The sequence below is a fragment of the Halopseudomonas xinjiangensis genome, from assembly GCF_900104945.1.
GTDB classification, from domain to species: Bacteria; Pseudomonadota; Gammaproteobacteria; order Pseudomonadales; family Pseudomonadaceae; genus Halopseudomonas; species Halopseudomonas xinjiangensis.
Genome location: NZ_LT629736.1, coordinates 1,992,817 through 2,015,823 on the forward strand (window position 1 = coordinate 1,992,817; position 23,007 = coordinate 2,015,823).

Annotated in this window: 19 protein-coding genes and 1 pseudogene; 5 read left to right on the top strand and 15 right to left on the bottom strand. The window is 60.7% G+C overall.

Annotation, left to right across the window (positions count from 1 at the left end):
• Positions 1-18: 18 nt before the first annotated feature.
• The 9 genes from ihfB to mtnA form a co-directional block, all read right to left on the bottom strand.
• A complete protein-coding gene (ihfB, locus tag BLT85_RS09125) occupies positions 19-312 on the bottom strand; it encodes an integration host factor subunit beta (protein WP_083726708.1) in 294 nt (97 codons plus the stop codon).
• A gap of 221 nt (positions 313-533) precedes the next feature.
• A complete protein-coding gene (rpsA, locus tag BLT85_RS09130; RefSeq protein ID WP_093393568.1) occupies positions 534-2,216 on the bottom strand; it encodes a 30S ribosomal protein S1 in 1,683 nt (560 codons plus the stop codon).
• A gap of 151 nt (positions 2,217-2,367) precedes the next feature.
• On the bottom strand, positions 2,368-3,057 hold the full coding sequence (cmk, locus tag BLT85_RS09135; RefSeq protein ID WP_093393571.1) for a (d)CMP kinase: 690 nt from the start codon (positions 3,055-3,057) through the stop codon (positions 2,368-2,370).
• A complete protein-coding gene (locus BLT85_RS09140) occupies positions 3,054-5,297 on the bottom strand; it encodes a bifunctional prephenate dehydrogenase/3-phosphoshikimate 1-carboxyvinyltransferase (RefSeq protein WP_093393574.1) in 2,244 nt (747 codons plus the stop codon). Before BLT85_RS09140 ends, cmk begins: the two co-directional genes overlap by 4 nt.
• Positions 5,290-6,402 (bottom strand): histidinol-phosphate transaminase, encoded by a 1,113-nt coding sequence (hisC, locus tag BLT85_RS09145; RefSeq protein ID WP_093393576.1) that lies wholly within the window; start codon positions 6,400-6,402, stop codon positions 5,290-5,292. The genes BLT85_RS09140 and hisC overlap by 8 nt, the downstream gene beginning before the upstream one ends.
• 86 nt (positions 6,403-6,488) lie before the next feature.
• Positions 6,489-7,586: a prephenate dehydratase gene (gene pheA, locus BLT85_RS09150; protein WP_093393578.1), complete on the bottom strand. Its 1,098-nt coding sequence runs from the start codon at positions 7,584-7,586 to the stop codon at positions 6,489-6,491.
• A gap of 5 nt (positions 7,587-7,591) precedes the next feature.
• The gene (gene serC, locus BLT85_RS09155) at positions 7,592-8,674 is read right to left on the bottom strand and encodes a 3-phosphoserine/phosphohydroxythreonine transaminase (protein WP_093393580.1); all 1,083 of its coding nucleotides are present in this window, start codon (positions 8,672-8,674) and stop codon (positions 7,592-7,594) included.
• A 1-nt stretch (position 8,675) separates the two neighbouring features.
• The gene (gene gyrA, locus BLT85_RS09160) at positions 8,676-11,456 is read right to left on the bottom strand and encodes a DNA gyrase subunit A (protein WP_093393582.1); all 2,781 of its coding nucleotides are present in this window, start codon (positions 11,454-11,456) and stop codon (positions 8,676-8,678) included.
• Between the two features lie 183 nt (positions 11,457-11,639).
• Positions 11,640-12,719 carry an S-methyl-5-thioribose-1-phosphate isomerase gene (gene mtnA, locus BLT85_RS09165; protein WP_093393584.1) on the bottom strand — a complete coding sequence of 360 codons (1,080 nt, stop codon included), beginning with the start codon at positions 12,717-12,719 and terminating at the stop codon, positions 11,640-11,642.
• A gap of 120 nt (positions 12,720-12,839) precedes the next feature.
• On the opposite strand from mtnA, the gene BLT85_RS09170 reads away from it, so the two are divergent.
• From BLT85_RS09170 to BLT85_RS09190, 5 genes are all read left to right on the top strand, one after another.
• Complete coding sequence (locus BLT85_RS09170) at positions 12,840-14,180, top strand: TRZ/ATZ family hydrolase (RefSeq protein ID WP_093393586.1); 1,341 nt, start codon at positions 12,840-12,842, stop codon at positions 14,178-14,180.
• Positions 14,170-14,871, top strand: a complete 702-nt coding sequence (ubiG, locus tag BLT85_RS09175; protein ID WP_093393588.1) for a bifunctional 2-polyprenyl-6-hydroxyphenol methylase/3-demethylubiquinol 3-O-methyltransferase UbiG — start codon at positions 14,170-14,172, stop codon at positions 14,869-14,871. The genes BLT85_RS09170 and ubiG overlap by 11 nt, the downstream gene beginning before the upstream one ends.
• Before the next feature lie 2 nt (positions 14,872-14,873).
• Positions 14,874-15,542, top strand: coding sequence for an HAD-IA family hydrolase (locus tag BLT85_RS09180; RefSeq protein ID WP_093393590.1), 669 nt, complete (start codon positions 14,874-14,876; stop codon positions 15,540-15,542).
• 3 nt (positions 15,543-15,545) lie between these two features.
• Positions 15,546-16,298, top strand: coding sequence for a YciK family oxidoreductase (locus BLT85_RS09185; protein ID WP_093393592.1), 753 nt, complete (start codon positions 15,546-15,548; stop codon positions 16,296-16,298).
• 180 nt (positions 16,299-16,478) lie between these two features.
• Positions 16,479-17,408, top strand: coding sequence for a GGDEF domain-containing protein (locus tag BLT85_RS09190; RefSeq protein WP_093393594.1), 930 nt, complete (start codon positions 16,479-16,481; stop codon positions 17,406-17,408).
• A gap of 79 nt (positions 17,409-17,487) precedes the next feature.
• Here BLT85_RS09190 and rluB read toward each other — a convergent pair.
• The 6 genes and pseudogenes from rluB to BLT85_RS09220 form a co-directional block, all read right to left on the bottom strand.
• Positions 17,488-18,360, bottom strand: a pseudogene (gene rluB, locus BLT85_RS09195) (23S rRNA pseudouridine(2605) synthase RluB); the annotation flags it as partial.
• Between the two features lie 79 nt (positions 18,361-18,439).
• Entirely contained in the window at positions 18,440-19,225 is a 786-nt protein-coding gene (gene scpB / locus BLT85_RS09200) for an SMC-Scp complex subunit ScpB (RefSeq protein WP_093393600.1), read from the bottom strand.
• Positions 19,200-19,976: a segregation and condensation protein A gene (locus tag BLT85_RS09205; protein ID WP_231701591.1), complete on the bottom strand. Its 777-nt coding sequence runs from the start codon at positions 19,974-19,976 to the stop codon at positions 19,200-19,202. The genes scpB and BLT85_RS09205 overlap by 26 nt, the downstream gene beginning before the upstream one ends.
• A 124-nt stretch (positions 19,977-20,100) precedes the next feature.
• On the bottom strand, positions 20,101-21,279 hold the full coding sequence (locus tag BLT85_RS09210) for a tryptophan--tRNA ligase (RefSeq protein ID WP_231701592.1): 1,179 nt from the start codon (positions 21,277-21,279) through the stop codon (positions 20,101-20,103).
• Positions 21,280-21,417: 138 nt separating this feature from the next.
• On the bottom strand, positions 21,418-22,062 hold the full coding sequence (locus BLT85_RS09215; RefSeq protein ID WP_093393607.1) for an L-threonylcarbamoyladenylate synthase: 645 nt from the start codon (positions 22,060-22,062) through the stop codon (positions 21,418-21,420).
• 18 nt (positions 22,063-22,080) lie between these two features.
• Positions 22,081-22,944, bottom strand: coding sequence for a PHP domain-containing protein (locus BLT85_RS09220; RefSeq protein ID WP_093397587.1), 864 nt, complete (start codon positions 22,942-22,944; stop codon positions 22,081-22,083).
• Positions 22,945-23,007 lie beyond the last annotated feature (63 nt).

The window sequence follows — 23,007 nt, forward strand, 5'->3', positions numbered from 1 at the left end:
CCGCAGCGTGTTACCGAGTCAGGCGTTTTCCAGCGACTCGTTGACCCGATCGCGCAGTTCCTTGCCCGGCTTGAAATGCGGGACATACTTGCCTTCGAGTTCCACAGCGTCCCCGGTCTTGGGATTCCTTCCGACACGCGGGGCGCGATAATGCAGCGAAAAGCTGCCGAACCCGCGAATTTCGATCCGTTCGCCGGTCGCCAGCGCCTGCGACATATGCTCGAGCATGGTCTTGATGGCCAGTTCGACATCCTTGGCCGACAACTGTCCCTGTTGTTCCACAATGCGCTCGATCAATTCCGACTTGGTCATGGTTTTTCCTTTTTTTTCAAGCGGCTAGATCCGTTTTGTTTGGTTTTACCATGCTTGACAGTCGCAAGCAACCAGGTTCAACCGAGAACACCCGGAGGATATCCACTCAACCGCTGCCTCGGCACCAGCGGGTTCGCTTGAGAGAGGCGCTTGTGCATTTTCGCCGGGCACAAAAAAGGGCGACCGAAGTCGCCCTTTTTTCTGGTTCACAAAGGCAGGAATCAGTTGCCCTTGTTCTCCATCTGCTGCTTGATCAGATCACCAATGGTGGTCGGACCAGCGGCTGCCATTTCCTGCTGACGCAGGCCCTGGATAGCTTCCTTCTCGTCTTCGACGTCCTTGGCCTTGATCGACAGGCTGATGACACGGCTCTTGCGGTCAACGCTGATGATCTTGGCTTCGACTTCGTCACCGACGTTCAGAGCGTTACGCGCGTCTTCGACACGGTCACGGCTGATTTCGGAGGCCTTCAGGGTGCCTTCGATGTCGTCACCCAGGGTGATCACAGCGCCCTTGGCATCGACTTCTTTGACGGTACCGGTAACGATGGTGCCTTTCTCGTTCAGCGACACGAAGTTGGAGAACGGATCGTCTTCCAGCTGCTTGACGCCCAGGGAGATGCGCTCACGCTCCGGATCGACAGACAGGATGACGGTTTCGATCTCGTCGCCCTTCTTGAAACGACGTACAGCTTCTTCGCCAGTTTCGTTCCAGGAGATATCGGACAGGTGAACCAGACCGTCGATGCCGCCGTCCAGGCCAATGAAGATACCGAAGTCGGTGATCGACTTGATCGAGCCGGAGATCTTGTCGCCCTTGTTGAACTTGCTGGAGAACTCTTCCCACGGGTTCATCTTGCACTGCTTGATGCCCAGGGAGATACGACGACGATCTTCGTCGATGTCCAGAACCATGACTTCCACTTCGTCGCCGACCTGAACGACCTTGGACGGGTGGATGTTCTTGTTGGTCCAATCCATTTCGGACACGTGTACCAGGCCTTCGACACCCTCTTCCAGCTCGGCGAAGCAGCCGTAGTCGGTGAGGTTGGTGACCTTGGCATTGACACGGGTGCCTTCCGGGTAACGACCGGTGATAGCGACCCATGGATCTTCGCCCAGCTGCTTCAGACCCAGCGATACGCGGTTACGCTCGCGATCGAACTTCAGGACCTTGACGTCGATCTCGTCACCAACGTTGACGATCTCGGAAGGATGCTTGATGCGCTTCCAGGCCATGTCGGTGATGTGCAGCAGGCCGTCTACGCCGCCCAGGTCGACGAACGCACCGTAATCGGTGAGGTTCTTGACGATACCTTTGACGACCTGACCTTCCTGCAGAGTTTCGAGCAGAGCTTCACGCTCGGCGCTGTTCTCGGCTTCGAGCACGGCGCGACGGGAAACGACAACGTTGTTGCGCTTCTGGTCGAGCTTGATGACCTTGAATTCGAGTTCCTTGCCTTCCAGGTGGGTGGTGTCGCGCACAGGGCGGACATCGACCAGCGAACCCGGCAGGAACGCGCGAATGGTGTTGACGTCGACGGTAAAGCCACCTTTGACCTTCCCGTTGATGACACCCTTGACGATTTCTTCTGCGGCGAAAGCTGCTTCGAGGACCTTCCAGGATTCGGCGCGCTTGGCCTTCTCACGGGAGAGCTTGGTTTCACCAAAACCGTCTTCGACGGCGTCCAGTGCAACATGTACCTCATCACCCACGTTGATGGTCAGTTCGCCCTGATCGTTCAGGAACTGCTCGCGTGGAATGACACCCTCGGATTTCAGGCCGGCGTGGACAGTGACCCAGTCAGAGTCGATGTCCACAACGATACCGGTGATGATGGAGCCCGGCTCCATATCAAGGGTTTTCAGGCTTTCTTCAAAAAGTTCGGCAAAGCTTTCGCTCATTTGGATTCCTGTAAAAAAGTAAAGAGGCAGCCACCGCCTGGCCGCTAAATCGCGCGCCCTGCAGCCAACTCGCCCGCCACGCTACCAGCTTGCGTGGGTTGATTATGCAAAACACCCCCGCCGGTGCGCTGGTTACCCGGTGGGGGACTACTTAGCCCAGCAGATCGCGCTTAAGCGCTTCTGCATGGACACGTTCTAGGACTTCTTCAATGCTCATGCTTGTCGAATCGATCAGGATGGCATCGGCAGCAGGCTTCAATGGAGCCACGCTGCGGTTCATGTCCCGCTCGTCTCGAGCAACAATCTCATCAAGAAGACTCGCCAGACTAGCAGGTTGCCCTTTTTGCAGCAACTGCTTGTGGCGCCGTTCGGCGCGTTCCTGGGAGCTTGCGGTCAGGAATACCTTCAATCCAGCATCGGCAAAGACCACGGTTCCCATGTCGCGCCCGTCGGCGACCAGACCCGGCGCTTCACGAAACGCACGCTGCCGTTCGAGCAGCGCGTCACGTACGGCCGGGAGAGCGGCAACCTGCGACGCGCCGGCACCCATCTCTTCCCCGCGGATGGCCCGGGTTACATCTTCTCCCTCGAGCACGATGTGCTGCTCATTGTCGTCGCCAGCAACGAACTGGACATCCAGATGAGCGGCCAGCCGCTTCAGAGTTTCTTCGTTGGTGTAGTCGACGCCATGATTGCGCGCAGCAAAGGCCAGCAGCCGATACAGCGCACCGGAGTCGAGCAGATTCCAGCCCAGGCGCCTGGCCAGCAGGCCGGCAATGGTGCCCTTCCCCGAGCCGCCAGGTCCGTCAATGGTGATGACTGGTATTGGCTGATCGTTCATGCGCCCTCCTCCATCCGCACCTTGATGCCGACCGACTGGGCAAGCCCCACGAAATCAGGGAACGATGTTGCGACATTGGCACAGTCGGTGATGATGATGTCACCCTTGGCGCGCAGCGAAGCCACGCTGAATGACATGGCGATACGATGATCTCCATGGCTGTCGACTTTCCCGCCGTGAATAGCCCCACCGTCGATGACGATGCCGTCGGCGGTCGGCTCGGCGCGCACGCCCAGCGCCTGCAAACCGTCAGCCATGACCTGAATGCGGTCCGATTCCTTGACCCGCAGCTCTTCCGCGCCCCGCAATACAGTGCGCCCTTCGGCACAGGCTGCGGCAACGAACAGCACTGGGAATTCGTCGATGGCCAGGGGAACCTGATCTACCGGGATGTCGATGCCCTTGAGCGGTGCGTACCGGATCCGCACATCGGCTACCGGCTCCCCACCCACTTCCCGTTCGTTCTGCAGGGTAAGGTCAGCGCCCATCGCGCGCAGAATATTGATCACACCGATCCGTGTGGGGTTGATTCCCACATGTTCCAGGACCAGGTCCGAACCTTCGGCGATGCTCGCCGCGACCATGAAAAACGCTGCAGAGGAAATATCGGCAGGTACGTCGATCTTGCACGCGGTGAGCTTGTGTCCCGGCTCTATGGTGACCGTCGAGCCATCAACGCGAACCGGGTAACCAAAACCGCGAAGCATCCGTTCGGTATGGTCGCGGGTCGGTGCAGGCTCGGTAACCGACGTGCTGCCGGCGGCATACAGGCCGGCCAACAGCAGGCATGACTTGACCTGCGCGCTGGCCATCGGCATGACGTAGTCCATGCCCATCAATTTATGGCCGCCCTTTATACGCAAGGGCGGACGACCCTCCGCCGCGGTGTCGATTTCCGCGCCCATCTCGCGTAGCGGCTTTGCTACGCGCGCCATCGGACGCTTCGAGAGCGACGTATCGCCGGACAGGGTCGTATCGAACGACTGCGCTGCCAGCAATCCCGACAACAGGCGCATGGAAGTACCCGAGTTCCCTACATACAGTGGGCCGGGCGGCGCCTGGAGACCATGCAGACCGACACCGCTGATGGTCACTCGGCCATGGTGCGGCCCTTCGATTACCACGCCCATGTCACGGAATGCCTGCAGCGTTGCCAGGCTGTCTTCACCCTCCAAGAACCCCTCTACCTCGGTGACGCCATCGGCCAGCGAGCCGAGCATGATCGATCGGTGGGAGATGGATTTGTCCCCGGGTACTCTGGCGGTGCCCTGCACTCGGCCACCGGGACTAGCGATGAAGCTGATCGATTGAGTCTGCATAGGTTCCATATAGGCCCTTCTGGCCAGTATCGTACTGAAATGTTCACGCGCCGACTTGGCTCGGGTAAACACGCCGAGCAAGGTATTGGCGTCTCGTTCGGCTACTGCCTCACGCAACCTGTCCAGATCGCGGGTGAACGCATCCAGGCTGCGCAATACGGCGTCGCGGTTGGCGAGAAACACGTCCCGCCACATCACCGGATCGCTGGCAGCAATACGTGTGAAGTCGCGAAATCCGCCTGCCGCGTAGCGGAATATTTCCATGTTTTCGCTGCGCGCCGCCAAGGTGTCGACCAGCGAGAACGCCAACAGATGCGGTAAATGACTTGTCGCTGCCAGGACTTCGTCATGGTCCGCAACGGTCATCGCCTCGACGTCGGCGTCGAGCGCCCGCCACAAGCGAGTGATGAGTGCGACAGCCTGTTCGCTGGTGTGTTCCAACGGCGTAAGAATCACTTTGTGTCGGGCGAACAGATCGCCCCGCGCGGCCTCGACGCCACTTTTCTCTGAGCCAGCGATCGGGTGACCGGGCACGAAGAGGGCCGGTACGTCGCCGAACGCTTCCTCGACTGCCCTGACCACGGCACCCTTGGTGCTGCCCACATCCGATACCACGGCCTGACCGAGGTCGAGCGACGCCAGTTCCGCAAGCACCGGCTCCATCGCCAGCACCGGCACGGCGAGCATGATCACATCGGCGTCGCGCACCGCCTCAGCGAGGCTATCGGTGACACGGTCGACCACACCCAACGGCACAGCCAGTCGCCGCGTCAGCGGATCAGGATCGCAACCGACTACCTCACCGCATAGCCCGCTCGCCCGCAGCCCCTTGGCGAAGGAGCCACCGATCAGGCCAAGTCCGACGACAGCAAGGCGACCGATTATGCTCTGGTGAGGTGACAGGTTATTTACGTCAGTCACTGGCGAGGACCTTGGTCAGTGCCTCGAGAAAGCGCTGATTCTCTCGCTTCAAACCGATCGTGACGCGCAGGTGGTTGGGCATTCCGTAGTTGGCGACGGGACGCACGATCACGCCTTCACGCAACAGAGCCTGGAATACCGGAGCAGCTTCCCGGCCCAGGTCCACCGCAACGAAGTTTCCGCGGGACAGGATCCAGCTGAGTCCCATGAGCTGGAGGCCTTCTTCGAGCTGCAACATGCCCTGCCGATTGGTCAGACGACTCTCGGCAAGATAGTTCACGTCGCCGAGCGTTGCGACCGCAGCGGCAAGCGCCAGGCTGTTGACGTTGAATGGCTGCCGGACCCGGTTCATGGCGTCAGCGATAGCGGGATTGGACATGGCATATCCGACCCGCAGCGCAGCCAGCCCATAAGCCTTTGAGAATGTGCGCGAGACCAGCAGATTCGGCCGACCGGACAGATAGTCCAGCCCATTGGGCATGTCGCTGTCTTCTACATACTCGGTATAGGCCTCGTCCAGTACGACGATGACCTCCTCCGGAACGCGCTCGAGGAAGGCTTCCAGTTCACCGCGGCCGATCCATGTGCCGGTCGGGTTATTCGGATTGGCAATGAAGACCAGCCGCGTCGCGGGGGTAATCGCCTCGGCCATCGCTTCGAGATCATGTCCCCAGTTTCTGGCAGGCACGACCACCGCCCTGGCGCCCACAGCCTGGGTGACGATCGGATAAACGGCAAACGCATGCTCGCTGAAAACCACCTCGTGCTGCGGCCCAACGAAGGCACGCGTGATCAGCTCGAGGATGTCATTGGAGCCGTTGCCAAGGGTAATCATCGCAGGCGACACGTCGAACCGTTCAGCCAGTGCCTGTTTGAGCGTGAAGCCGTTGCCGTCCGGATAGCGGGTTAGCTCCGGCAACGCAGACTGAATAGCCTGGATGGCCAGAGGACTCGGACCCAGGGGATTCTCATTGCTGGCAAGTTTGACGATATCGGCCGGATCAAGGCCAAGTTCGCGCGCCAGTTCTTCAACCGGCTTGCCAGGCACATAGGGTGACAGCTTCTGCACGCCCGGCTGGGCCAGGGCGAGGAAATCACAACTCATGACACGAGCCTCGAGCTTGAAGCTTCAAGCGCAAAGCGACCCGGGCTGCGCATGGCAGCGAATCGCCTCTCGCCTGAAGCTGCGTTTCAGAGTACTGCTTTCGGGTAAGAACCGAGAACCTTCAGCGCTACGGATTCGTCGTTGATCTTTTCCAGCACATCCTTGATCAACGGATCGGCGTGATGGCCGAAGAAATCGATGAAGAACACATACGTCCACTTGCCGCTGCGTGAAGGACGGGTCTCGATTCGCGACAGGTCGATGCCATTGGTATGAAATGGCTGCAACAATGAGTGCAAGGCGCCCGGCTTGTTGCGCATCGACACGATGATCGAGGTCTTGTCATCCCCCGTCGGCGGCACCGACTGGCTGCCGATGATGAGAAAGCGGGTGGAATTGTCGGGGCGGTCCTCGATCTTTTCTGCAATCTTGCTCAGACCGTAGAGTTCGCACGCCATATCGCCTGCGATGGCCGCCGAGTTCCATTCGCCCTTCACCCGCCGTGCAGCGTCTGCGTTGCTGCTGACAGCGACTCGTTCGACATTGGGGTAATGCGCGTCCAGCCACTTGCGACACTGGGCCAGCGACTGGGCGTGGGAATAAACGCGGGAAATCTTGTCGGTCTTGGTGTTCTCGCCGATGAGCAAGTGATGGTGAATACGTAGCTCGACTTCGCCACAGATCACCATGTCATGCTCGAGAAAACTGTCCAGCGTATGGTTTATCGCGCCTTCGGTGGAGTTCTCCACAGGCACCACGCCAAACTGCACGGCACCGGCCGCTACCTCGCGGAAGATCTCATCGATCGCAGCCATCGGCACGCTGATGACCGAATGGCCGAAGTGCTTGATGGCAGCCGCCTGGGTAAAGGTCCCTTCCGGGCCGAGATAGGCGACGCGCAGCGGCTCCTCCAGAGCCAGGCACGCCGACATGATCTCGCGGAACAGACGCGCCATTTCCTCGTTGTCCAGCGGCCCCTTGTTCAGCTCCATGATGTGCTTGAGCACCCAGGCTTCACGTTCGGGACGGTAGAACACCGGCTTGGTGCCTTCGGGCAGGGATTTCTGTTTGACGTGGGCGACCGTCTGAGCACAGGCGGCACGCTCGCTGATCAGCTCCATGATCTTCTCGTCGATCGAGTCGATGCGATTACGCAGAGCCTTGAGTTGAGCTTCGTCTGACATAGCGATCAACCGTGCTGCTTTTCGAATTCGGCCATGTATTCAATCAGCGCATCGACAGCGCTTTCCGGCACGGCGTTATAGACTGACGCACGCATACCGCCGACCGAACGATGGCCCTTGAGGTTGAGCAGCCCGCGCTGCTCTGCACCAGCGAGGAATGGCTTATCCAGACGATCGTCAGCCAGGCGGAACGGGATGTTCATCCAGGAGCGGTCGGCTATGTTGATCGGGTTGCTGTACAGCTCGCTGGAATCGATGGCTGCGTACAGCTTGCGCTGCTTGGCCTGATTGACCCGCTCCATCCCTTCCAGACCACCCTGCTCCTTCAACCATTGGAAAATCAGGCCGGAGAGATACCAGGCGAAGGTCGGAGGGGTGTTGTACATCGAACCATTTTTCGCCGCGACGCTATAGTCGAGCATGGTCGGGCAACTGGCGCGGGCGTTGCCGAGCAAGTCTTCCTGCACGATGACCACCACCAGTCCGCTGGGGCCGATGTTCTTCTGTGCGCCGGCGTAGATCAGACCAAACCTGGATACGTCCAGCGGACGCGAAAGGATGGTAGAGGACATGTCCGCGATCAGCGGCTTCTCGACATCAGGAATCCAGCCGAACTCCAGCCCGCCAATGGTTTCATTGGGTGTGTAATGAACGTAGGTGGCCTTCTCGGACAGCTGCCAGTCGTTCTGGCCGGGAATCGCGAAATAGTCCATCGACTTGGCCGAGGCGGCGACGTTGACGTGACCATACCGCGAGGCCTCCTCGATCGCTTTCGCCGACCAGATACCCGTGTCGATGTAGTCCGCGCTGCCATCTTCAGGCAACAGGTTCAGCGGAATCTGAGCGAACTGCTGGCTGGCACCACCCTGCAGAAACAGCACCTTGTAATCCGAGGGAATGGTGAGCAGGTCGCGCAGATCCTGTTCGGCGCGCTCGGCTATGCTGACGAATTCGTCGCTGCGATGGCTCATTTCCATCACCGACAGGCCCTTGCCCTGCCAGTCCAGCAGGTCCGCCTGGGCACGTTGCAAAACAGGCTCCGGCAAAGCCGCCGGACCCGCGCAGAAGTTGTACAGTCGGTTGCTCACGTCAGAGTTGCTCCTGGTCCTGATCATCGGCCGCAGGCGCATCGTCGCCCGCGTCGATCATGCCTTCATCGTCAAGTGCCGGCGCGCCTTCATCCAGCTCGCCAACCACTTCGATCACATCGCCCTCTTCAAGCTCGGACGGCTCCTGCACACGCTCAAGCCCAACCAGCTTCTCGCTGGGAGCCAGCTTGATCAGCGTGACGCCCTGCGTGTTTCGACCCATCACGCGGACCTCGGATACCCGGGTCCGGACCAGGGTCCCTTGATCGGAGATCAACATGATCTCTTCGTTCTCGAGGACCTGCGCTGCGCCGACCAGGTTGCCGTTACGCTCGTTGGTCATGACCGCGATGATGCCCTGGGTACCGCGGTTTTTCTTGGTGAACTCTTCCAATGGTGTGCGCTTGCCGAAGCCACGCTCGGTAGCCAGCAGGATCTCGCCCTGGTCGGCGACGATCAGCGACACCACCCGAGCCTCTTCAGCCAGGCGGATACCGCGCACGCCCGCGGCGGTACGACCCATGGAACGCACCTTCGCCTCGTCGAAGCGAGCCGCCTTGCCGTTGGATGCGAACAGCAGTACATCGCTGTTACCGTCGGTGAGTGCGACCTTGACCAACTCGTCACCATCGCTCAAGCGGATGGCGATCTTGCCCTTCTGCAGCTGGAACGCGAATTCCTTGAGCGGGGTCTTCTTCACCGTGCCGCAGGCAGTCGCCATGAACACGAACGGGCCTCGGGTCTTCTCGATCGGCGCGACGGTGTCATCAGCCTCTTCGCCTTCTACTTCAAGCACGACGGATGCGGCGTCGGTTTCGTCTCCGGCGGTACCTTCTTCTTCGGCCTGCTTGATCAGAGCGTCAATATCGACCGGCAGCATGGTCGTGATCCGCTCGCCTTCCGAAAGCGGCAACAGGTTGACCAGCGGTCGGCCGCGGGCGGTGCGCGAGGCTTCCGGAATCTCGTACGTCTTCAGCCAGTACACCTTACCCTTGCTGGAGAACAGCAGCAGCGTGGTGTGGCTGTTGGCAACCAGCAGGTGCGAAACGTAATCCTCGTCCTTGACGCCGGTTGCAGCCTTGCCTCGACCGCCGCGGCGCTGGGCCTGATAGTCGGCCAGGCGCTGGCTCTTGGCATAGCCGCCGTGAGAAATAGTGACAACGCGATCTTCTTCGGTGATCAAGTCAGCCAGAGTCAGATCGAGGCGTGAAGCGACAATTTCGGTACGACGTGCATCGCCATAATTGTTCCGGATCAACTCGAGCTCTTCGACGATCACTTCCATCAGCCGTTCCTGGCTGTTGAGGATGCGCAGCAGCTCGCCGATCTGAACCAGAATCTCTTGGTATTCGGTCAGTAGCTTTTCGTGCTCCAGACCGGTCAGGCGATGCAGACGCAGCTCAAGGATGGCCTGGGCCTGCTCGGGAGACAGGTAATACTTGCCTTCGCGCAGGCCGAACTGCTCATCCAGCCCGTCCGGACGGCAGGATTCGGCACCAGCGCGCTCGACCATCTCGACCACCGCACCCGGCTCCCAGGCGTGGGCGATCAGCCGTTCCTTGGCTTCGGCGGGAGTGGGCGACTGCTTGATCAGCTCGATCACCGGATCAATATTCGACAGCGCGACCGCCTGACCTTCCAGGATATGGCCACGTTCGCGCGCCTTGCGCAGCTCGTAAACGGTACGACGCGTGACGACTTCGCGACGATGACGGATGAAAGCGTCGAGCAGTTCTTTCAGATTGAGAATCTTCGGCTGACCGTCAAGCAGCCCGACGATATTGATGCCGAACACGTTCTGCATCTGCGTCTGGGCGTACAGGTTGTTCAGCACCACCTCGGCCACTTCGCCGCGGCGCAGCTCGATCACGACCCGCATGCCGTCCTTGTCGGACTCGTCACGCAATTCGCTGATGCCTTCGAGCTTCTTCTCCTTGACCAGCTCGGCGATCTTTTCGATCAGGCGCGCCTTGTTCAGCTGGTAAGGCAGTTCGCTGATGATGATCTGCTGACGGCCGCCGACTTTGTCGATGTCTTCGATGGCACAGCGGGCGCGGACATAAATACGGCCGCGACCGGTCTTGTACGCCTCGACGATGCCTGCACGGCCGTTGATGATGCCCGCGGTGGGGAAATCCGGGCCGGGGATATGTTCCATCAGTTCGTCGATGGTCATGTCCGGATTCTTGATCAGCGCCAGACAGCCACTGATGACCTCGGTCAGATTGTGCGGCGGAATGTTCGTCGCCATACCCACGGCGATACCGCTGGAACCGTTGATCAGCAGGTTCGGGACCTTGGTCGGCAGTACCGCAGGAATCTGCTCGGTGCCGTCGTAGTTGGGCACCCAGTCGACCGTTTCCTTGTCCAGATCGGCAAGCAGCTCATGGGCGAGCTTGGTCATGCGAATTTCGGTGTAACGCATCGCTGCGGCGTTATCACCATCGACCGAACCGAAGTTGCCCTGACCATCTACCAGCAGATAACGCAGGGAGAAGGGCTGGGCCATGCGCACGATGGTGTCATACACCGCCGAGTCGCCGTGGGGGTGATACTTACCGATCACGTCGCCGACGACACGGGCCGACTTCTTGTACGGCTTGTTCCAGTCGTTGTTCAACTCGCTCATGGCGAACAGGACGCGACGGTGAACCGGCTTCAGGCCGTCACGCACATCCGGCAGCGCGCGCCCGACGATGACGCTCATGGCGTAGTCGAGGTACGACTGCTTCAGTTCATCTTCGATATTGACTGGAAGGATTTCTTTGGCCAGTTCACCCATGAAACGGCATTCCTTTTATTGTCGGCAACCTGACGCTGCCCATAGCGATTGTGCGGCGCATGCGACCCCTCGGGAGGGGTCCGGTCAAAGCGGGAAATGATACCACACAGAGTGCCGCGGAGGGAGCCGCATGACAGGTGGAAGCGTAGCTCCCGCGGCACCGGAAACGCCCGCAGGATGCGCTCAGTGGAGGTGCCGATGACTCATCAGATCGGCAATCTTGCCCGCGTCGGGCCGCTCGACGACGCCCTTCTCGGTGACGATGGCGTCCACCAGGTCAGCCGGCGTGACATCGAAGCCGCAATTGAACGCCGGCACGCCCGCATCCAGACGTCGATTACCGACGATCAGCAGTTCGTCTGGATCGCCCTCTTCGAGCGGTGCATCGTCACCTACCTCGAGGGCCAGGTCGATGGTGGAGCTCGGCGCCACGACCATGAAGCGCAATCCATGATGCATGGCGAGAATCGAGAGCGCGTAGGTACCCATCCGCGAAATAACGTCGCCGTTGGCGGCAATGCGCTCGGCTCCGACGATGACCCAGGTGATGTCCATGGTCTTCATCAGATGCCCTGCGGCGGAATCGACGTTGAGTACCGCCGGGATACCTTCCCGAGCGAGCTCCCACGCAGTCAGGCGCGCGCCCTGCAGCCCCGGGCGGGTCTCGTCGATATAGACACGCTCCACCAGTCCGGCGTCATGGGCTGCCCGCACGACGCCGAGCGCCGTGCCGTAACCGCTGGAAGCGAGGGCACCAGCGTTGCAGTGGGTCAGCAAGCGTTGCCGCGTCTTGTGATGTCGACGGATCAGCTGCATGCCCAGCTTGCCCATGGTGCGGTTGGCTTCCAGGTCACTCTCGTGGATGGATATCGCCGCCCGGGCCAGTTCCTCGACCACATCCGCGCCAGCCTGCAGACGCTGCAAGCGCTCACGCATCATGCGCAGCGCCCAGGCAAGATTCATCGCCGTCGGACGGGTCGCTTCGAGCAGGGCGAAATCCGCCTCGAGCGCCTTGACCCAGTCATCTGACTGGCCCAGACGCCGAGCCGAAAGCGCAATGCCGTAGGCTGCCGAGATACCAATCGCCGGCGCGCCGTGCACAGCCATGCTGCGGATCGCCTGGGCGACCTCGCCAGCGTCGGAGCAGTCGATATAGCTTTCCTCACCCGGGAGCAGACGTTGATCGAGCAGGCGCAGACTGTCGCCACGCCATTCGATGGCCCGTACCTGAGGTTCCGCGACGGGCTGTTGTTGAGGCTGCATACCGAACTCCAAAAGCAAACCGCCAGTATACCGATCCTGACCGCCGCCGTAATGAAATGTCACTGCATGCCAGCTGGGCCGGGGTTATACTGGCCGGCTATGAAACAGAGCGAATTGCCGATGACACCGCTACCCGACCGGATCGATCTGCTGATCGAGGCACGCTGGATCGTGCCAGTCGTGCCTTCCGGAATCATCCTTGAAGACCATTGCCTGGCGATCCATCAGGGTCGCATCGTAGCGCTGCTCAGCCAAGCCAACGCCGCTGACGTCCAAGCGCGCGAACGCGTGCAGCTGGGCGAGCAGGTACTGATCCCCGGTTTGGTAAACGCGCATACCCATGCCGCCATGTCGCTGTTTCGTGGTCTGGCTGATGATCTGCCGCTGATGAGCTGGCTGAACGACCATATCTGGCCAGCCGAAGCGCGTTGGGTAAATGAAGCATTCGTGCGCTGCGGCACGTCACTGGCGATTGCCGAGATGCTGCGCGGCGGGACGACCTGCTTCGCGGATATGTACTTCTATCCGGAAGTGACCGCGCGCGTGGCCATGGAATCCGGCATCCGCGCCCAGGTGGCTTTCCCGATCATCGACAACCCCATTCCCGGAGCGAAGGACAGCGCCGAAGCGATCAGTAAAGGGCTGCGGTTGCACGACGAGGTAAAACACAACCCCTTGGTACAGGTGGCCTTCGGACCGCATGCGCCTTATACCGTCGGCGACGAGGTTCTCAACCGCATCCGTACTCTGGCCGACGAGCTGGATCTGCCGATTCAGATGCACATCCATGAGACGGCCTTCGAGGTCGAAGAAGCAGTTCGCCAGACTGGGCTGCGGCCGTTGCAGCGTCTAGACCAGCTCAATCTGGTTACGCCGCGCCTGCAAGCGGTCCACATGACCCAGGTCAACGATCTCGATCGGACCATGCTGGGAGAATTGGGCGTTAGCGTGATTCATTGCCCGGAGTCTAACCTGAAACTCGGCAGCGGCTTCTGTCCCGTGCAGGATTTGCTGGACGCCGGCGTGAACGTCGCCCTCGGCACCGATGGCGCAGCCAGCAACAATGATCTGGACATGTTTGGAGAAATGCGTACCGCGGCGTTACTCGCCAAAGGCCTCACCGGCAAGCCTACCGCGGTGGATGCCCACACCGCGCTGCACATGGCTACGCTGGGCGGAGCTCGCGCTCTGTGTCTGGGCGACGAAATCGGTTCACTGGAGCCGGGAAAGTCGGCCGATCTAGTGGCGGTCGACTTGTCTGGCGTCGCTCAACAACCGGTGTACAACCCGCTATCGCAGATTCTCTACAGCACCTCGGCAGCTCAGGTGTCACATGTATGGGTGGCCGGCAAGGCCAGGGTCAGGAACAGTCAACTGCTCGGCATGGATTTGCCGGGCATTCTCGCCGAGGCCCGCGCATGGGCGCGAGACATCAAGCAAGGGGATCAGCATGACGATTAACGTCGACCGGGCGGAGATAGCCAAGTTCGAGGCATTGGCCAGCCGCTGGTGGGACCGCAACAGCGAATTCAAACCGTTGCACGAGATCAACCCTCTACGCACGAACTGGATCGACCAGCGTGCCCCTCTGGCCGGCAAGGAGGTCCTGGACATCGGCTGTGGCGGCGGCATTCTGGCCGAAGCGATGGCACTGCGTGGCGCAAAGGTTACCGGGATAGACATGGGCGAAGCGCCGCTTGCGGTCGCCCGGCTGCATCAGCTGGAATCCGGAGTTGACGTCGAATACATACAGACTACCGCCGAAGCCTTTGCCGCCCTGCATCCTGCGCGATATGACGTGGTCACCTGCCTGGAAATGCTCGAGCATGTTCCCGATCCCTCATCGGTCATCGCTGCCTGCGCCAAGCTGGTCAAACCGGGCGGACACGTCTTCTTCTCCACGATCAACCGCAATCCCAAGGCGTTTCTCTTCGCCATCGTCGGTGCCGAATATGTCCTGCGCATGCTACCGCGCGGCACCCACGAGTTCGCCAAATTCATCCGCCCGGCCGAACTCGGCGCCTGGAGTCGTGATGCAGGCCTGGCACTGCAGGACGTCACGGGACTGACGTACAACCCGCTGACCCGTCAGTACAAGCTGGGCCCCGACGTGGACGTGAACTACATGATCCACTGCCAGCGCGGAGCCTGAGCATGCTGACAAGCGTCCTGTTTGACCTGGACGGCACCCTGCTCGACACCGCTGGCGATTTCATGGAAATCATCCAGGCGATGCGTGCCGACCGCGGCCTCGCTGCAGTCGACCCTGACCGTGTCAGGCCGACCGTCTCCAACGGCTCGGTCGGCATGATCTGCGCAGCATTCGATATGCGCCCGGACCAGCCTGGTTTCGACGAACTGCGCGAGGATTTTCTCGCTCGTTATGATCAGCACCTGGCAGTGTTCACCCGGCCTTTTCCCGGCATCTCGCCCTTGCTCGACTGGCTTGACGAGCAACAGCTGCCCTGGGGCGTGGTCACCAACAAGCTCAGCCGATTCAGCATTCCATTGATGGAAGCAATGGAACTCGCCGGCCGTTGCCGGAGCCTGGTCTGCCCTGACCAGGTGACGCACAGCAAACCTCATCCCGAGCCGCTGTTGAAAGCCTGTTCGGACATGGGAGTCGAGCCGCGTCATTCCGTATTCGTCGGCGATCACCTGCGTGATATCCAGGCCGGACGAAGCGCCGGAATGGCCACCGTCGCAGCTCTCTACGGTTATCTGCCCGTTGGAGATGATCCGGCGACCTGGGAGGCAACTCACAGCATCAACACCGCCACCGACCTGCGTCCGTGGCTTGAACAGCGTATCCAGGAGAAGTGACCGATGTTCGAATACTCAGCGTCCGCTGATCTGCTCCAGGGTCGGGTGATCCTGATAACCGGCGCCGGAGACGGCATTGGCCGGGCCTGCGCGCTGAGCTGCGCGGCTCACGGCGCTACCGTCGTGCTACTCGGCAAGACGCTGGCGAAGCTGGAGGAAGTGTACGATCAGATCGAGGCCGCCGGACATCCGCAACCGGCGATCTGTCCGCTTAACCTCGAGACCGCCGTGGAGAAGGATTACGACGATCTGGCCGATCAGCTGTTCGATACCTTCGGCAAGCTGGACGGGCTGGTCCACAACGCCGCCCTGCTCGGCCCGCGCACGCTGCTCGACAGCGTCAAGACCGGGGCTTGGCTGCAACTGATGCAGGTCAACGTGAATGCGCCTTTCATGCTGACCAAGGCCATGATGCCGCTGCTGCGCGCCGCGCCCGAGGCATCCATCGTGTGCGCTTCCTCAAGTGTCGGTCGCAAGGGACGCGCCTATTGGGGCCCCTACGCGGTGAGCAAGTTCGCACTGGAAGGGTTCATGCAGGTGCTGGCCGATGAGCAGGACGGCACCAGCGCCATTCGCGTCAACAGCGTCAACCCCGGTGCGACGCGTACTGCGATGCGAGCCAAGGCCTACCCCGGCGAGCCGCCGGAAAAGAATCCCGAGCCGCAGGCAATCATGCCTGTGTTCCTCTACTTGCTCGGCCCCGACAGCGAACGGGTAAACGGCCAGGCACTCGACGCGCAGCAGGGCTGTCCATAATCTGACGGGCTTCCCCTCAGCGTTTTCCCCACACCCCCGCTGGGCGGCAATTTTTTGCCGCCCAGCGCCGGCCCGGCCTTCCGATCCACGCCAAATCCTTGATTTATATGACGCACCAAGTGATGGCACATAACATGCATTAGCTTGGGTATTCGCTGCTTCACGTCAAGGATATCCGTGATGTCATCCACCCACGGCAACACTATCGACTTTGATTCTGCCAAGCTCAAACTGAGCCAGGGCACTACCAGGTCAGCTCCGGCCAAACCCGCCGCGGGTCGGCCGACGCCGGTTGCCGCCGTATTACAACGGCTCTCGCACCTGTTGCAGACCAGCTTGGAGCTGGAGCGCGTACTCGAAATGTTCTTTCAGGAACTCGCGCATAATCTGGCTGTGGATGGCATGGAATACCGCAACGACGGCAGACGTTTCCAGACGAAATTCGGCCAGAGCGCCACGCACCGATGCAGCTACCGCATCACCCACGGCGGGGAATATCTGGGTGACTTGCAGTTCAGCCGGCAGAAACGTTTCAGCGAAGCGCAACTAGAGGCTCTGGAGACCTTCATCGGCAGCCTGCTCTACCCGCTGCGCAACGCGATTCTCTACCACGAAGCGGTCAGCAGCGCCCTCAATGATTCACTGACCAATACAGGGAACCGGCTGGCCTTCAATCAGGCGCTCGACCGCGAGGTCCAGCTATCCATCCGACACCGCACCCCATTATCGCTGTTGGTGGTGGACATCGACCACTTCAAGCAGATCAACGACCGTTTCGGTCATGCCTACGGCGACGAAGCACTCAAGGCCATGGCGAGCTGTACGCACCATTGCCTGCGCTCGGTAGATAGTCTGTTTCGATTGGGCGGCGAAGAGTTCGTCGTACTGTTGAACAATACCGACCTGACGGCAGCGCAGATTGTCGCCGAGCGTATCCGCCGGGCAATCGAGGAGATGCAGTTCGAGGTCGATGGCCAACCGATCAGCATGACCGTCAGCCTGGGCGCAGTGATGCGCCATCCGGAGGAAACCAGCCGCGACCTCATCGACCGCTGCGACAAGCTGATGTATCAGGCGAAGCAAGCCGGGCGAAATCAGGTGATGCTGTAGCGGTGAATAGAAAGGAGCCGGTAGCCGGCACCTTTCTCGAACGGCTCGTTAGGCTGCCAGCTCAGCGGGGAGTAAGCGGCACCTTGGTACGCCGCACGGTCCGCGCCTGATGCATCGAGGGCTTACGAGCTTGCCGCTTGTGTTTTTCCTTGTCGTTGACGGTCATGACCGGCAGCGCGATCGGCTCGAGACCGACCTCGGCACTCAGCGTATCGATCTCGTTCTGCTTCATCTCACGATACCGACCGACCGGCACTTCCGCGCCAAGGAACACCGGCCCGAAGCGGACACGCTTGAGGCGGTTCACTCGTACGCCCTGCGACTCCCAGAGACGCCGTACTTCGCGATTGCGGCCTTCCATCAGGCACACGTGATACCAGCGATTGATGCCTTCGCCGCCTGACGAGACGACATCGGTGAAGCGAGCAGGACCGTCGTCGAGCATGACGCCTTCCTTCAAACGCTCAAGCATTTCCTCATCGACTTCGCCCATCACCCGAACCGCGTATTCACGGTCCATCTGGTAGGAAGGATGCATAAGTCGATTGGCCAGCTCACCGTCGGTGGTGAAGAGCAACAGACCGCTGGTATTGATATCCAGCCGGCCGATGTTGATCCAGCGCCCCTGCTTGAGACGCGGAAGCTGGGCGAACACTGTCGGGCGACCTTCAGGGTCGTCGCGTGTACAGACTTCGCCCTCGGGTTTGTTGTAGATCAGCACACGGCGGGTGACTTCACTGGCCAGATCGCGGCGCAGTGGACGACCGTCGACGCTGACCTGATCGAGACTGTCTATGCGACAGCCGAGCGTTGCTGGCTCGCCGTTGACGCTGACGCGTCCAGCCTGAATCCAGGATTCGACTTCGCGGCGGGAGCCCAGCCCCATGCGGGCCAGCACTTTTTGAAGCTTTTCCCCGGTTACGGGAACCATTGATTCATCAGAGTCTGTCATTGCAAGCACCTCCCGGCGTAATTGATGTGGGACAGAGGGCGGCAGGATAGCACCGGCCCCGAACCAGCTCCAGCAGAGTTCAGGCCCGGTCGTCGTCCGACTCGAAGTCGTCCTCGTCCAGGCCGTCATCAGGCGTATCCGGCTCCAGGTCTTCGAAATCAGTCTTGAGGTTGGCCTCCATCGAATTGAGCTCGGCCAGCAGGGTATGGAAGCTGCTCTCGCCGCCGGCTCTGTCCAGCGGCGCCAGCGGCTCCACCGGCATCCATGGGGTATCCCGGTCCTGTGCAGCGTCGACGCCTTCGTCCTGCAACTCGAGTTCCGGCTCCAGCTGATCCAGATCGCGGATATCGGCCAGAGGAGGCAGCTCGTTGAGACTCCGCAGGTTGAAGTAGTCGAGGAACTGTCGGGTCGTCGCGTACATGGCCGGGCGCCCCGGCACGTCGCGGTGACCGACCACGCGCACCCACTCCCGATCGAGCAGCGTTTTGACGATGTGACTGCTGACAGCGACACCGCGGATGTCTTCGATTTCGCCGCGGGTAATCGGTTGGCGGTAGGCGATCAGTGCCAGCGTTTCCAGAAGAGCGCGCGAATAGCGTTGCGGACGTTCTTCCCAGAGCCGAGCGACCCAGGGAGCCATGGACTCGCGAACCTGCAGACGCCAGCCACTGGCGGTCTCTTTCAGCTCGAAGGCGCGGTCAGCATAGGTATCGGCCAGACGCGCCAGTGCCGTGCGCAGGGTATCGTTGGAGGGAGCGCGCTCTTCCTCGAAGAGTTCGCGGAACTTGTCCAACGACAGGGGCTTGCCCGCCGCGAGCATTGCAGCTTCGAGAATGTGTTCAAGCGACGGTTGGTTCATCCTCACCCCTCACCTTCACGTGGATAGGTGCGAAGGACTCGTTCTGCACCAGGTCCACCAGTTGTTCCTTCACCAATTCGAGCACCGCCATGAAGGTGACCACCACGCCCAGCCGCCCTTCGCTGACATTAAAGAGACTGACGAAGGGTACGAAGTGACCACCTTTCAGCCTATCGAGTACCTCTGCCATGCGCTCGCGCGTGGATAGCAGCTCTCGGGTGACCTGATGACTTTCGAACATGTCAGCCCGGCGCAACACCTCGGACAGCGCCAGCAGAAGCTCTTGCATGTCGAGATCCGGATGTGCTCGCTGAGCGGGCAAGGCAGGGGCTTCGGCGCTAGCCAGATGAACATCGCGACCGACTCGGGATAGGCTATCGATGTCCTCCGCTGCCTGCTTGAAGCGCTCGTATTCCTGGAGCCGTCGGATGAGTTCGGCGCGCGGATCGTGCTCTTCGTCCTCATCTTCCTGATGGCGCGGCAAAAGCAGACGTGACTTGATCTCGGCGAGCATCGCAGCCATGACCAGATACTCGGCGGCGAGCTCCAGCCGCACCACCTTCATCAGCTCGACATAACCCATGTATTGCCGGGTGATCTCTGCGACCGGGATGTCGAGGATATCGATGTTCTGCTTGCGGATCAGATACAACAAGAGATCGAGCGGCCCTTCGAAGGCCTCCAGGAAGACCTCCAGAGCTTCCGGCGGGATATACAGGTCCTGCGGTATTTCGGTTACGGCCTGGCCGTACACCATCGCGAACGGCAGCTCCTGCTGGCGGCCTGGCTGCGACAGAGCGGAAGCAGCCGCCGGGGGCACCACCTGATCATCGGTGGCAGGGGCCTCGGGCTGGTCCTGCTCTGGCTCGCTCATGTTTCGATTATCGGCCGTACTGCAGGCCCATGGCCTGGCGTACTTCGATCAGCGTGTCGCGCGCCGCGTCGCGCGCACGTTCGGTGCCCTCGTTAAGGATGACGTGAACCGCGTCCGGGTTGGCTTCGTATTCGCGGGCGCGCTGCTGCATCGGTGCCAGTTCGGCGGCAATCGCATCGATAACCGGTTTTTTGCAGTCGAGACACCCTATCCCTGCCGTGCGGCATCCCTGCTTCACCCAGTCATGGGTCGCCTCGTCGGTGTAGACCTTATGCAGTTGGAACACTGGGCAGATCTCTGGCTCACCCGGATCGGTGCGGCGCACGCGCGCAGGGTCGGTCGGCATGCGACGGACCTTTTCGCTGACTTCATCGGTCGTGTCACGCAGCGTGATGGTATTGCCATAGGACTTGGACATCTTCTGTCCGTCCAGACCCGGCATTTTAGAGTCAGGCGTGAGCAGGGCCTGGGGCTCGGGCAGGATCACCTTGCCGCCGCCCTCGAGGTAGCCGAACAGCCGCTCCTTGTCGCCAAGCGTAATGTTCTGCTGTTCCTTGAGTAGCGCCCGGGCTGTTTCCAGAGCCTCGGCGTCGCCCTGCTCCTGGTATGCGCGGCGAAGGTTTGCGTACATCTTGGCAGCCTTCTTGCCCATCTTGTGCATCGCTGCTTCGGCTTTGTCTTCGAAGCCGATTTCCTTGCCATAGAGGTGGTTGAAGCGACGCGCAACCTCCCGCGTAATCTCGACATGCGCGACCTGGTCGGCACCGACCGGCACCAGGCCGGCGCGGTAGATCAGGATGTCTGCGCTTTGCAGCAAGGGGTACCCGAGAAAGCCGTAGGTTGCCAGGTCCATGTCCTTGAGCTTTTCCTGCTGGTCCTTGTAGGTCGGGACCCGTTCGAGCCAGCTGACCGGGGTGACCATCGACAGCAGCAGATGCAGCTCAGCGTGCTCCGGTACCTGAGACTGGATGAACAGCGTCGCCGATCCGCCACTGACCCCCGCCGCCAGCCAGTCGATCAGCATGTCCCAGACGGCCTGTTCGATGCCCTGGGGGTTTTCGTAGTGAGTGGTCAGCGCGTGCCAGTCGGCGGCGAAGAAGAAACACTCGTACTCATGCTGCAGCTTGACCCAGTTCTTCAGTACGCCGTGGTAATGACCAAGGTGCAGACGCCCGGTAGGACGCATGCCGGATACAACACGACGCTGGGATTCAACGGAACTCAAGGGTAACTCCTGCTCAGGGTTGGACGAGGCAACATACCAGTCATAAGGGAGCGATTATACCCGTATTGATCCGGTCGTCAGCCGCTTGGTCCGTCCTGTTCAGAATTGCTCGTTATCCCGTGTCCCACCAAATGGCTCAGGGTCGCCGAGACCGACCCTGAGGACCTCGACCTCGTCATTTTCCAGGCTGACCACAGTGGTCGGCTCGAGGTTGCAGGCACCACCATCGATGACCAGATCCAGCTGTTTGCCGAGACGCTCGTTGATCTCCTGCGGATCGTTGAGCGGCAGATCCTCGCCGGGCATCATCAAGGTCACACTCATCAACGGCTCGCCCAACGCTTCGAGCAGCGCCAGCGTGATGTTGTGATCAGGGATCCGCAGGCCAATGGTCCGGCGCTTCGGATGCAGCAGTCTGCGCGGCACCTCGGAGGTGGCATTGAGGATGAAGGTGTACGGGCCGGGCGTATTGGCCTTGAGCAGGCGAAACATGACGTTGTCGACCTTGGCGTAGACGCCCAGCTCGGACAGATCCCGGCAGACCAGAGTGAAGTTGTGCTTGTCATCGAGCTGACGAAGCCTGCGGATGCGCTCGAGCGCATTCTTGTCGCCTAGATGGCAGCCAAGCGCATAGGCCGAATCAGTCGGGTAGGCAATCACACCGCCGGCGCGGATGATATCTACCGCCTGGCGTATCAGTCGCGCTTGCGGATTGTCCGGATGAATGCTGAAAAACTGGCTCACGTCGAATAGTCCTGTCGGTTACGCCATCGGCGCTGCGAAACGCGGATGGTCCCAGAGTGGCGTACAGTCTGGCGGCATTGCGGTCATTCGACCAAGCGCCATCCAGGGCGAGTCCGGATTGTGAAAGTCACTGCCGCAGCTGGCCAGGAAGCCGAACTCATTGGAGAGCTTGCCGAGATAGGCGACCTGATCAACTGGCTGCTGCCCGTTGACCACCTCGATGCCCTGTCCTCCGGCCTGGGCGAAATCGCGTAACAACCGCCGCAGCCGCTGTCGGGTAAAACCGTAGTGCCAAGGGTGCGCCAGCACGGCGACCCCGCCCGCCCCGCGCAAGGTCGTGACTACTTCGGGCAGCTCGGGCCAGTGCTGTTTGATATCACCGAGCTTTCCGGAGCCCAGCCACTTGCGGAAGGCTTCGGCACGATCCTGCACATGGCCAGCCTGAACCATCCAGTCGGCAAAATGCGGTCGCGCTGGCGGGCTCGACAGATCAGCACCTGCCGCGCGCTGAAGGTCCAGCGCGCCTTCCAGAGCGCCCGGCATGCGCTTGCCGGCCAGCTTCTGCGAAATTTGTTCAGCACGCTTCCAGCGCCCCAGGCGAACGGCTTCGATGGCCTCGAGAAGCTGCGCACACTCGCTATCGAACCCATACCCCAGCACGTGAAGCGTGTGCCCTTGCCACTGCGCAGACAGTTCCACGCCGTTGAGCCAACGCATTCCGCGTGCCTCAGCCTCGCGCCGCGCCGGAGCCTGCCCGTCAAGACAATCGTGATCGGTGAGCGAAACAAGCTCTATCCCCGCTTCTGCGGCGCGCGTCATCAGCTCAGCCGGGTGAAGTACTCCATCCGAAGCGGTACTGTGCATGTGCAGATCAGCAAGCAAATTGGACTCCAGGGCATTGTTACGCATGAAAATTATTTCACCATTATGGGCTGCGAACGCTGA